10 protein-coding genes are annotated in these 11,240 nt (G+C 71.5%); 1 reads left to right on the forward strand and 9 read right to left on the reverse strand.

Annotation, left to right across the window (positions count from 1 at the left end; genetic code table 11):
• Positions 1 to 19: 19 nt before the first annotated feature.
• From BIU96_RS14065 to BIU96_RS14075, 3 genes are all read right to left on the reverse strand, one after another.
• Complete coding sequence (locus tag BIU96_RS14065) at positions 20 to 946, reverse strand: DUF4436 family protein (RefSeq protein ID WP_071293220.1); 927 nt, start codon at positions 944 to 946, stop codon at positions 20 to 22.
• Complete coding sequence (locus BIU96_RS14070) at positions 943 to 3,816, reverse strand: hypothetical protein (protein WP_071293221.1); 2,874 nt, start codon at positions 3,814 to 3,816, stop codon at positions 943 to 945. The genes BIU96_RS14065 and BIU96_RS14070 overlap by 4 nt, the downstream gene beginning before the upstream one ends.
• A 112-nt stretch (positions 3,817 to 3,928) precedes the next feature.
• On the reverse strand, positions 3,929 to 4,723 hold the full coding sequence (locus tag BIU96_RS14075) for a phosphatase PAP2 family protein (protein ID WP_175477561.1): 795 nt from the start codon (positions 4,721 to 4,723) through the stop codon (positions 3,929 to 3,931).
• A 340-nt stretch (positions 4,724 to 5,063) separates the two neighbouring features.
• Here BIU96_RS14075 and BIU96_RS19915 point away from each other — a divergent pair, with 340 nt between their 5' ends.
• A complete protein-coding gene (locus BIU96_RS19915; protein ID WP_175477562.1) occupies positions 5,064 to 5,516 on the forward strand; it encodes a DUF4383 domain-containing protein in 453 nt (150 codons plus the stop codon).
• Positions 5,517 to 5,920: 404 nt separating this feature from the next.
• Here BIU96_RS19915 and BIU96_RS14085 read toward each other — a convergent pair whose 3' ends face one another.
• The 6 genes from BIU96_RS14085 to rpmB form a co-directional block, all read right to left on the reverse strand.
• Entirely contained in the window at positions 5,921 to 7,237 is a 1,317-nt protein-coding gene (locus BIU96_RS14085) for an ATP-dependent RecD-like DNA helicase (protein WP_071293223.1), read from the reverse strand.
• Positions 7,234 to 9,336, reverse strand: a complete 2,103-nt coding sequence (locus BIU96_RS14090; RefSeq protein ID WP_071293224.1) for a cytochrome c oxidase assembly protein — start codon at positions 9,334 to 9,336, stop codon at positions 7,234 to 7,236. Before BIU96_RS14090 ends, BIU96_RS14085 begins: the two co-directional genes overlap by 4 nt.
• Before the next feature lie 209 nt (positions 9,337 to 9,545).
• The gene (locus BIU96_RS14095) at positions 9,546 to 9,833 is read right to left on the reverse strand and encodes an HU family DNA-binding protein (RefSeq protein ID WP_022908191.1); all 288 of its coding nucleotides are present in this window, start codon (positions 9,831 to 9,833) and stop codon (positions 9,546 to 9,548) included.
• Positions 9,834 to 10,109: 276 nt separating this feature from the next.
• A complete protein-coding gene (gene rpsN / locus BIU96_RS14100; protein ID WP_071293225.1) occupies positions 10,110 to 10,415 on the reverse strand; it encodes a 30S ribosomal protein S14 in 306 nt (101 codons plus the stop codon).
• 3 nt (positions 10,416 to 10,418) lie between these two features.
• Positions 10,419 to 10,589 carry a 50S ribosomal protein L33 gene (gene rpmG, locus BIU96_RS14105; protein ID WP_022908193.1) on the reverse strand — a complete coding sequence of 57 codons (171 nt, stop codon included), beginning with the start codon at positions 10,587 to 10,589 and terminating at the stop codon, positions 10,419 to 10,421.
• The gene (gene rpmB / locus BIU96_RS14110; protein WP_027464952.1) at positions 10,589 to 10,825 is read right to left on the reverse strand and encodes a 50S ribosomal protein L28; all 237 of its coding nucleotides are present in this window, start codon (positions 10,823 to 10,825) and stop codon (positions 10,589 to 10,591) included. The genes rpmG and rpmB overlap by 1 nt, the downstream gene beginning before the upstream one ends.
• Positions 10,826 to 11,240: the final 415 nt, after the last annotated feature.

The raw sequence follows: 11,240 nt of genomic DNA on the forward strand, positions 1-11,240 counted from the left end.
GCCGCAGGTGCCGCAGGTGCTACACCGCGTCGTCCTCGAGCGTCCGCCCGCGCAGCACCTTCGATTCCCGCCACAGCAGGTACGCCCCGGTCCACACGAACATGATCGCCACGAGCGCCAGGCACGGGAACAGGAACACGAAGTCGAGCGTCGTGCCGATCGGCGGGGCTCCCGGCATCGCCGACCGCAGCGCCGGGAACGACAGCAACGTCGCGCTCAGCCAGATGACGTTCGCGAACTCGAGCTTGCGTCGGAGGATCGCGCTACCGATGGTCACCACGGCCATCAGGGTCGTGAACAGGATCGCGAGGATGTAGAACGACACGATCACGACGCTCAGCGTGTCGCGGTGTCCGTCGATCTGCATCGGCACGAGGGTGCGGGCGTCCTGCTGCTCACCCGCGCTCCGCTCCGCCTGCATCACCCACGGCCGCGCCGAGTTCGACATGTCCACCTCGAACGGCACCGCGTCGCCGGAGTCGTCGTTCTGCACGCTGAGCTGGAAGTTCGTGAACGGCTGGTCGAACGGGTACGACGTGTCGCCGCGGTCGAGGGTCAGCGTCAGCGAGGTCGCGTCCACCACCGACTGCCCCGGGAACGTGACGACGCTCGTGGTCACGCCACCGCTCGACACCTCGATCCGGAGCGGCTTCGAGATCTCGCCGGCCTTCTCGCCCTCGAACGTGCCGTGCGGGATCGGCAGCACGTTCGCCTGCATCACACGGTTCGACAGGTCGACGTCCTGCACGCTCATCCGGAGGGTCATGTAGTTGCCGGACTGGCTGTTCGACCCGCTGACGGGCACCGCGGTCGTGGTCTTCAGGGCTCCGGAGAGCCCGATCACGACGTAGTACACCGCCAGCAGCACCACCGCCACGAGCAGGATGATCGGTGCCGGGTTCCGGCGGGTGCGCTTCTCGGCGGGTGCCTCGGTCGTCTGCGTCATCGGTTGCTCCCGGAGGGTGGTTCGGTGGTCGGGTCGTTCAGGTCGGTACGGCGGTCGCCGCCGGTCGGACTGGAGGCGCGGCTCGCCCCCGGCGGACCGGCACCGGTCGGCGAGGTGGTCGCCGGACCGGCGGGGCCGTCCCCGCCGCGGCGGCCGACGACGGTCGCGGCGAGCGCGAAGAGCAGCATCGCGAGGAGCGGCACCATCGCGCCGGGGAACTCCGTCACGCTGAAGGTCGTGATCTGGTCGGCGAGCTGGGAGGCCTCGGTCTCGCCCTTCGCGACCGCGGTCGTCACCGTCATCGCGTTGCTCTGGGACGCCGTGGTCGAGGCGAGCGAGATCTGCTGCACCGCCGTGTCGGGCGCGTTCACCGGGTCGGCGTACACGCGGACGTCGACGTCGGCCTGCTGCCCGGGGTCGAGGGGGATCAGGCACGAGAACGAGGTCGTCGCGACGGTGCAGTCGAGGGACTGGTCGTCCACCTCGACGGCGACGTCCCGGTAGACCATCCCCGTCGACATCCGCGCTTGGAAGGTGATCGCGACGGTCGCACCGGAGGCGTTCGGGCCGAGCGTGCCGCGCATGTCCGCTGCCGTCCCGGGCATGATGCGCTGGGTCCCGAAGCGGAAGTCCATGGTGAGCGGGCCGTTGTTCGTCGCACCGTCACCGGCGCCGCTGCCCCCACCGCCACCGCTGCCGTCGCCGGTGCCGTCACCGTCGTCGCCGCTGCCGTCGCCCGAACCGCCGGCGCTGGACCCGGCGTCGCTCGGAGCGGTGGGATCCGACGTCGGTGGCGTCGGCTCCGCGGACCCGGGGGTGCTCGGGCGCGGCGTGCTCGGTCGCGGCGTGCCCGGCGACGACCCGCCGCCGGCCGATCCGCCGGAACCGCCACCGGGGCCGGGACCGGCCCCGCCGGATCCGCCGCCGGTCCCCGGAGCGGGAGCCGGGCCTCCAGGCTGCCCCGTCGTCGGCGGGACCGGCGGGGCGGGCCGCTGCACGGTGAACGTCAGGGACCCCGCGCCGGAGGTCAGGCCGCCGAACTCCTCGGTCGCGGTGAGCGTGACCGCCCCGTACGGCAGCGGTGCGGTCGCCGTGCACGACCAGTTGCCGCTGGGCAGCCCGGTGGCCGTGCAGACCACCGTCGACCCCTGGCGGACCGTGACCTGCCCACCGGGCACGGCACCGCCTCCGAAGATCCCGGGGCGGCGCTCGGTCGTCGACGAGCCCGGTGTGGGCGCGGTGAAGGACGGTGTCGTCGGTCCCGTCACGGTCAGGGTCGCGGAGGCGCTCTGCGGGCCGGCCGGCTGGACCGGCGACGACACCGTTGCCGTCACCGGGTAGGTCGTTCCCGCTGCGGTGCCGGACGGAACCGCACCGGTGAGCACCACCGTCCGGGTCGCACCGGCCGGCATCGCCCCCAACGACACGGGGTCGCCGCCCAGGAGGTCCGCGCACGTGGGCTGCGTCTCGAGGCCCTCGATCCGACAGTCCGTCGCGGGGAAGCCGTTCGGGTCGTCGATGCTGATCGTCGAGCGCCCCGCGGTGTCCGGGCCGACGCTCGTGACCGTGAACCGGCGCTCCACCGGCTTCGTCGGCAGGGTCTCCGTCGTGCCGCTCGCGTCGACAGTCAGGGCGGACCGGACCGCCGGGAACGTGATGGTGGCGGTGTCCGTGCCCTTCACCCGCGAGTACGTGTCGTTCGCGGAACTCGCCAGGGTCGAGGTCGCCGTGAGGGTGCGCGGGTCGGCGTCGAGCGGCAGCGTGACCGTCGCGGTCGCCGTCTGGGTGCACGAGGCCTGCGGCGCGAGTGCGGCGGTCGACCCGAGCAGGTGGTTCGACGTCAGGACGACGGCGGGCACCGCGCAGGCGGGATCGCTCGACGACGCCTGGGCGATGCCGTCCAGGGTGCCGCCGAGCTCGGCCACCCGGGCACGGAGGTCGCTGCGCACCGTCGGGAGCAGGCGCATGTCATCGGCGGTCGACGTGTTGGTGACGGTCGTGCTGAGCGGCACGGTGTACGTCACGCTCGTGTCGCCCGCGTCGTCCGTCGCCACGTCGGTGACGGTGCCGGTGGCGTCGTCAGCGGTGACGCCGCCGCTCTGGCAGCCGATGGGTGGCGTGATGAGGAACCCGCCGTCCGTCGGGGTGGTCGAGGCGCTGCCGGAGACCCGGAACGTCAGGGTCTGCACCGGCTGGTCGAACCAGACGTCGACGGCGCGCTGCGGGACGGTGTCGTCGCCGACGGCCTGGCTCGACCCCGTGATGCGCGCGGTGTCCCCGACCGTCTGGACACGGGCGGCGTCCGGAGCGGTGCTCTTCGCGGCACTCTGCGCCGGGACCGCCGTGCCCGCGGCGGAGGTGCCGCTGACGTCGATGTTCGACGGCAGGTTGATGCCGCCGACCGTGAACTGCATGCGCTGCGCGTAGGGCAGGGTGACGGTGAGCGTGCCCTGCGACGCGGCGTCGATCGAGCTGAACCCGATGCCGTTCGCCCCGGAGTAGTACGTCGTCGCGCCGTACCCGTCCTGGCCGAAGGAGCCGTACCCGAACGAGCCCGACGGGTTGGCGACGCCGCTGAAGACGCCCGGCTGTACCGGGTAGGCGGACACCGCCGAGTCGAAGCGCATCGTGGTGCCGTCGGCGACCGGACCCGACCCCCCGACCTTGCTGAAGACCGGCGTCGAGGTCGCCGCGTACCCGGTCTCGGGTGTGCACCCGAGGCGGTCGACGAACGGCACCCGGATGGTGTCCGCGGCAGCCGGAGCCGCGGTGGTCACGAGCCCGGCACCGACCACCAGCAGGGCGCTGAGGCCGGCCGCGACGGCCCGTCGTGCCCGGCGACCCGTCGCCGAGGTGTGCTGCACCCGCATGCGCTCCCCGTTCGCAGCGGGTCCCTCGTCCGCCGATGTCGGCGACGGTAGTCGTCCAGTGACTCCGCTGTCCGGACGCGTTACGGGGCTGTGACCATCGCGGATGCAATGCTCACCGCGCGGGGATCGCCTCGGTGTCCGTGCGCGGGGCGTGGTGCATGTCGTCCGCCAACCAGACGATCGTCACGACCGCCAGCACGCTCGCACTCGACGCCATCCGCCCGGCCACGAGGATCGCCGCGTGGTCGTGCGCACCGCCGGCGACCCCGTACACGAGCGCGGCGACGCCCACCAGGAACGTCACGCCGGTGGCGACGAGCAGGACCCCGCTCACCAGCCGCCTCGGCCACCGGCGTCCGTCGCGGTCACCGCGCTCCCCGCGGTCGACCAGCGGTCCGAACGCGCGGACGACGCCGAGCCAGAACAATGCGATGGCGCAGGCCCCGACGATGTCGCTGACCCGGTGCCACCCGTACACGACGGTCTGGCTCGCCACGAACACGGCGTACACCGCGCCGAGGAGCGTCACCACCGGACGGAACCGACGAGGCGTGACCATCAGGACCGCGAACAGCGCCGCGAGCGCGATCGTCGCGTGCCCGGACGGGAACGAGTTCGGCGTCGTCGACTGAGCGATCTCCGGGCGCTCGGCGATACGCTTGACCAGCGTCGAGGTGGCCGCCGACGCGAGCACCACGACACCCGCTCCGAGCCCCACCGCGAGCCGGCGCCGGGCGAATGCGACGGCGGCGATCACGACGACGAGCAACAGGATCACCGGCACCGAGATGACGTTGAGTGCAGTGTCCGACCCGAACAGGTCGGATTCCCGGACCCCGCCGAGCGCGGCGTCCTCGACCCGCTGTCCCATCGGCGTCAGCACCGCCGCCGCGTAGACGAGAGGCACGATGACGAACCCCAGAGCAGCCAACAGCCCCCACCGCAACCGGCGCGAGACACTCGGTCCACGCGACTCCGGTGCGTTGCGTTCGGGCGTTCGGGTCACCGGACTGGTCCTCCTCGGGGTGCTGGTCGTCGGCCTCGTCGCACGCCTGGCCACCCGCGTGCGATTCGGACGGTCGGGGTCGGACACGATACCGTTGGACCGCCGGTCGGAGGCTGGGAACCGCGGGTCAGCGACCTTCGCGTCCAGTGAGTCGTCGAGCGGCCTCGCGCGGGTGAACGCACCGGCGCACATCGCCGGACCGACGTACACCGCGCCGGCCGCGTATCAGGAGGAAACCGAAGTGGCAGTCAAGGAACCGAGCATCACCGCGTCCCCGAACCGTGGTCTCGCGCTGACCGTGGGCGCGGTCCTCTTCGTGTGGGGCATCCTCGGGTTCTTCTTCGCCGCTGACGGCGACCCGGGCTTCTTCAGCCGTCAGGGCGGCATGCTCTGGAACGCGTTCGGTGTGAACCCGCCGCTCGCCCTCATCTGGGTGATGCTGTCGGCCGTGCTGCTCATCGTGGGCCTCGGCACCACGGTCGGCTCCCGGAACGGCAACGTCCTGGTCGGCGCCGTCCTCGTCGTGCTCGCCGTCTACGGCTTCGTGCTCGGCGGCACCTCGGCGAACATCTTCGCGCTGAACACCACCGACAACGTGTTCCACGCGATCGTCGGTGTGATCCTGCTCCTCACCGCGGCCGGTGCCGACAAGCAGAACATCCGCGCGCTCCGCGCCGAGGCACGCCGGGTCTGACCCGCGCGGCCTCCGACGCCCCGTCCGCCCTCGTGGCGGGCGGGGCGTCGTCGTGTCCAGGGCGGTTGGCGCGCGGGCGGGCGAGCGTCGCCTGGCGCGTGTCTCCTGGCGCGTGTCTCCTTGGCCGCATCCCCTGGGCAGTGTCTCCTGGGCCGCGAGATCGCAATTCCGCGGGCCTGGCCGGGCTGCGGAAGCGCGAAAGTGCGATCTCGACGCCGAGCGCGTTGGGAACGGAAGTCCGGACCGGTCCGGACCAAACCGGATCGGACCGGACCGGAAGACCGGATCGGACCGCGAGATCGCAGTTCCGCGGCTTGCACCGGGGCCGCGGCGCGCTCAAATGCGATCTCGGCGTCCCACGGGCGTCGGGCGCCAGGCGCGTCAGGCACCAGGCGCGTCAGGCGTCAGGCGTCAGGCTCGGACTCGGGCGTCGGCGCCGCCTCGAGCTCGGTCGCCACGACCCGGGGCGCCTCGGACATGAACCGTCGAACGTCGAGGTCCACGATGATGTCCTGCGGCCGGAGCGGACGCGTCAGGTACAGCCCCTCGAGCGAGGTCAGCCGCGACAGCGCGACGTACGTCTGCCCGGCGCTGAACACCCGGTTGCCGAGGTCCACCACCGCGCGGTCGTACGTGCTGCCCTGCGACTTGTGGATCGTCACCGCCCAGGCCAGGCGGAGCGGGAACTGCTGGAACTCCCCCACGGTGTCCTTCTTGAGTTCCTTCTTGTCGGCGTCGTAGGAGTACTTGAACTTCTCCCACACCGACGGCTGCACCTCGAACGACTCCCCGTCGACGTCCACCCAGACGGTGTCGCGGATGGTCTGCACGATACCGAGCGTGCCGTTCACCCAGCGCTGGTCGGGGTCGTTGCGCAGGAACATCACGTGCGCGCCGGGCTTCAGCTCGAGCGCCTCGTCGGCGGGGAAGTTCCGCCCGCCGAAGTCGCCGTTCACGTCGGCTCGTGCGGTCTTCACCTTGCCGGGCAACCGGTCGAGCGCGGCCTTGTTGATGCGTGCCACGGTGTCGTTGCGGGTCGCCAGGGTGATCGCGTCGTCCGGCGCCGGACGTGCCCCCGCGGCGTTGAGCTGCCCGGCGACGTCGGCGGTCACCCGACCGTGGCGCACTGCCGTGAGCATCGCGGCGAACGCGTCGTCCCGCTGCCGGTGCACGGTCGCGAGCTCGATGATGTTGAGCTCGGCCTCGAGCCAGACCTTCGCGTCGAAGAACCACATCGAGCGGTAGTGGTCGGTGAAGTAGGCGCGTTCGTCGCCGTCGCCCGGTACCGGCGGCAGCTGGTACGGGTCGCCGAACATGACGACCTGCACACCGCCGAAGGCCTCGAACTGCCGACCGCGGGCCTTCCGGAGCGAGCGGTCCATCGCGTCGAGGAGGTCGGCGTTCACCATCGACACCTCGTCGATCACGAGGGTGTCGATCGTGTTGAGGAGCTTGCGGGTGTCCGGCCCCTGCCGGAGTTCGGCGTCGGCGATGAGCCCGATCGGCAGCCGGAAGAGCGAGTGGATGGTCTGGCCGCCGACGTTGAGCGCAGCGACCCCCGTGGGCGCACAGATCACGACCTGCTTCTCGGTGTTCCACGACAGGTGGTTGAGGAGCGTCGACTTGCCAGTCCCCGCACGGCCGGTGATGAACACGTGGTCGCGGGTGTGCTCGATGTACTCGAAGACCGCACGCTGCTCGGCGCTGAGTTCGATGCTCATCGTGCGTCCGTCCCTGCTGCGCCGTGCACGGCGTCGTCGATGCCGTCGTCGCTGCCGTCGTCGAAGTCGGTCTCGTCGTCGTCCTCGGCGGCGCCGTGCCGGATCGCACCCCGGTGTGGACGATGCGCCCCGGTGTGCGGGGGTGCGATGTCTGTGTGGGGGTGCGACTCCCCTGGGGCGACGCCGGCACCAGCACCAGCACCGACGCCTGCACCGACGCCGGCACGTCGGAGCCGGACCAGCACGACGACGACGACGACCGCCAGCACGACGGCCCCGGCGGCGATCAGCAGCAGACCGGCGTGCGCCTGGTCGACGACCGGGTCCGGGCCCCACGTCCGACCCATCGCACCGAACCACGACGCCTGCAGCAGCCCGAGCGGCCCACGCAGCGCGATGCCGAGTGAGACGAGCCCCGCGGCGACGACGACCGCACCCGCGATCCGCACCGCCGCAGCTGCCGACGAGGCACGGCTGGCGCCCGCGGCGATCGGCGTGAGCAGCGTCGGCACCGCCAGGAGTCCGACGAGGAGGAAGACCACGTCGATCACGGTCCGGCCGGTCGGGTCGCTCGCCGACCAGCGCAGGGCGTCGGTCACGAAGAACGCCCACCAGACGCCGGCGAGGAGCACGAACGCCGGGAACGGCTGCGCGAGGTAGCGGACGGCCGCGTTGTCGAGCAGGACGCCCGTCCACTCGCGGACGCCGGTGCTGTCGTCGTCGCGGGGGTGCACCGCCGACCGGATGAGCTGCACCGGCGCTGCGGCCCAGACGAGCGCGGGCACGACGAGCCCGAGGAGCAGGTGCGCCCCCACGTTCGCCGAGACGAGGAAACGGTCGTAGGTGTGCAGGGACCCCGAGGTCGCGACGACGAGCGAGACGATCGCGATGCCGGCGGCGACGGTCCGCCGCACGGGCCAGTGCACGCCCTGCCGACGCAGCCGGACGATCCCGGCGGCGTACGTCGCGGCGAGCAGCACGGCCGCCATCAGCCAGAACAGGTCGACGTTCCACGCGGTGAGCCATCCCCACGCGCCCGGAGCGTGCGGCAGGACGTCGTCCGTCAGGAGCTCGGCCGGCGACGGGTCGGTCGTCTTGCTCAACGCGATCTGGTCGACCGGCGTGGCGGTGCGCCCCAGTGCCGCCGCGAAACCGCTCGCGACGCCCATCACGGCGAGCTCCGCCACGATGAGGACCCAGAACGGACGCCGACGCTCGGGAGCGACGGTGAGCGCTCGGATGGCCCGCCGGCGCTGCACCGCACCGAGGACCCCGATCGCCAGGATCGCGCCGATCTTCACCAGCACGAGGACGCCGTACGGGGTGAACAGGTTGCCGAGCACACCGACGCGGATCTGCGCCGTGGCGACCCCCGACACCGCGACGAGCACGAAGCAGCCGAGCGCGATGCTCGAGTACCGGCCGACGACGACGGCGAGACGGCCCCGGTCGAGCACCGGCCGGAGCAGGACGAGCATCACGAGTCCGCCGATCCAGAGCGCCGCACCGACCAGGTGCAGGCCGAGCGCGGTGACCGCGGCGTCGTGGCTGGCCGTCCCCGCCGCGTGCCCCTGCTGGGCGAGCGGGATGAGCCCGATCATCGCCACGCCGGCGGTCAGGGCGACCATGCCACGACCGCGCACGGCGAAGCAGAGCACGGTGACGACCGCGGCGACCAGCACCGTGACGAGCCAGGCGAGGCCGAGGTCCGTGCCGGTGAGGAACACCCCCATCGACTGCCCGAACTGCTCGTCGAGGGTGATCTTCGACCCCGCGACGCTCAGGAACGTGAAGAACGTGGTGACGGCGGAGGCGACGGTCCAGACGCCGGCGGCTCCCGCGGCGATGTCGATGGCGCGGTTCCATTCGGGCGCGGACCGTGACAACCCGACGGTCGCGAGGGCGAGGCCGCCGATGGTCGCGGCGGCGGAGAGGTCGACGACCAGGCGCGCGATCGGGAGCCCGAAGCGGACGAGCGTACCGGGGTCGGCGATGAGCGCGGCGTCCGCACCGCCCCCGATGACGAGTGCGACGAGGAGGGAGACGAACCCGACGAGCAGCAGCACGGCGGGGCCGGCGATGCGCGCGATCCGATTCACCCGTCAAGCCTAGGCGCTGCCCCTCCCGGCCACGGAATCGGCCGGGCGACCTGTGGGCGGCGATCCGCGCCTCCAGGCTGTGGAGGAGCACCACGGGAACGACGCGGGCCGACGCGACCAGCCACCGGAACGACGCGAGCCGACGCCACCGCTCCCGGGAACGACGAAAGGGACGACCGAAGCCGTCCCTCTCGTTCGCGGAAGCAGTCTTACTTGACGGCGGCCTTGAGCTTCGACCCGGCGCTGACCTTGACCGAGTCGCTCGCGGCGATCTCGATGGCCTCACCCGTCTGCGGGTTGCGGCCGGTGCGAGCGGCGCGGTGGGTCTTCTCGAAGGCGATCCAGCCGGGGATCGTGACCTTGGTGCCGTCGGCGACCGAGCCGGAGACGACGGAGAAGAGTGCGTCGACGACGCCGTTGACGGTGGCCTGGCTCTGGCCGGACTCAGCGGCGACGGCAGCGACGAGCTCGGTGCGGTTCAGGGACTTGTCAGCCATGGATGTCCTCCTCGGACTTCTTGCAGTATCGGTCGGACGACGGATCGTCCGGCGCCCGGAGCGGGTGCCCCGTGCCTCGGTGCCGATGGGCGCGAGCCCTGGCGGAACCGGAGTCGAACGTACCAGCCACCTGGGACGAAACTCGCCGACTCGCCCGGATTTCCGGGGTTGTCGGGGGACCAACGGGGCCAGAGTGACCGATGTGACGAAGATGTCCCCCGAAAGCACGAACGCCCCGTCACCACTGGGGTGACGGGGCGTTCGGTGGAATGGTGCTTACCAGGAGCTCTTCGTGATGCCCGGCAGCTCGCCACGGTGGGCCATGTCGCGGAAGCGGACACGGCTGATGCCGAACTCACCGAGGTGGCCACGGGGGCGGCCGTCGATGGCGTCGCGGTTGCGGTAGCGGACCGGCGACGCGTCGCGCGGGAGCTTCTGCAGACCGACACGGGCGGCCTCACGCGACTCGTCGGTGCCGTTCGGGTCCACGAGGGCCTTCTTCAGCTCGAGACGACGCTCGGCGTAGCGCGCGATGATGACGGCACGCTGGTTGTTCTTCGCGATCTTGCTCTTCTTCGCCATGCTTTAGCGCTCCTCACGGAAGTCGACGTGCTTGCGGATCACCGGGTCGTACTTCTTGAGCACGAGACGGTCCGGGTTGTTGCGACGGTTCTTCTTGGTCACGTAGGTGAACCCGGTGCCCGCCGTCGAGCGGAGCTTGATGATCGGACGAACGTCCTGACCCTTCTTGGCCATCAGATCTTCTCCCCACGGGCGAGGAGATCCTTGACGACGGACTCGATGCCACGTGCGTCGATCACCTTGATGCCCTTCGCGCTGAGCGTGAGCGTGACGTTACGACGAAGCGAGGGCACGTAGTACGTCTTCTTCTGCACGTTCGGGTCGAAGCGGCGCTTCGTCCGGCGGTGCGAGTGCGAGATGTTGTGACCGAAGCCGGGAACGGCGCCGGTCACCTGGCACACTGCTGCCATGGTTTCCTCCTGAGGTACCGTGCGACCGATCGGCCGCACCCAAGTTCACTTGCCTGGCACGCACGCGCATGGTCACGATGTGACGATGCGAGGGGGTTGTGCGCGCCGCCCAGGCCCGCGGACCCTGTCGAAGGGGCCGTGAGCACCGCGCGACCGCGGCGTTCGCGACGGTCGGAGGGCTTGGAACAACGGGTCTGCCACGCAGGCGCGGCGGACCAGGGGTCAACACTACGCGACGACCGGGCGTGTCGCAAGACGACCGGCCTGGAGGCCCGCCCCGCGCCCGCCCCGCCGACCACCGTGGCCGTGTGGTCGCGCCCACCGCCCCGTCGAGGGAGCAGGAATCGTCGCGTCCGGCACCGCGACCCGACGATTCCTGCTCCCTCGACGGCCTCAGGGCGGGGCGGGCGGGGCG

Source organism: Curtobacterium sp. MCBA15_008, assembly GCF_001865065.1.
Classification (GTDB): Bacteria; Actinomycetota; Actinomycetes; order Actinomycetales; family Microbacteriaceae; genus Curtobacterium.

Excerpts from the sequence above, each read along its gene's own strand:
- BIU96_RS14065 (WP_071293220.1), bottom strand. The coding sequence starts at position 946 with ATGACGCAGACGACCGAGGCACCCGCCGAGAAGCGCACCCGCCGGAAC.
- BIU96_RS14070 (WP_071293221.1), bottom strand. The coding sequence starts at position 3,816 with ATGCGGGTGCAGCACACCTCGGCGACGGGTCGCCGGGCACGACGGGCC.
- BIU96_RS14085 (WP_071293223.1), bottom strand. The coding sequence starts at position 7,237 with ATGAGCATCGAACTCAGCGCCGAGCAGCGTGCGGTCTTCGAGTACATC.
- BIU96_RS14095 (WP_022908191.1), bottom strand. The coding sequence starts at position 9,833 with ATGGCTGACAAGTCCCTGAACCGCACCGAGCTCGTCGCTGCCGTCGCC.
- rpsN (WP_071293225.1), bottom strand. The coding sequence starts at position 10,415 with ATGGCGAAGAAGAGCAAGATCGCGAAGAACAACCAGCGTGCCGTCATC.
- rpmG (WP_022908193.1), bottom strand. The coding sequence starts at position 10,589 with ATGGCCAAGAAGGGTCAGGACGTTCGTCCGATCATCAAGCTCCGCTCG.
- rpmB (WP_027464952.1), bottom strand. The coding sequence starts at position 10,825 with ATGGCAGCAGTGTGCCAGGTGACCGGCGCCGTTCCCGGCTTCGGTCAC.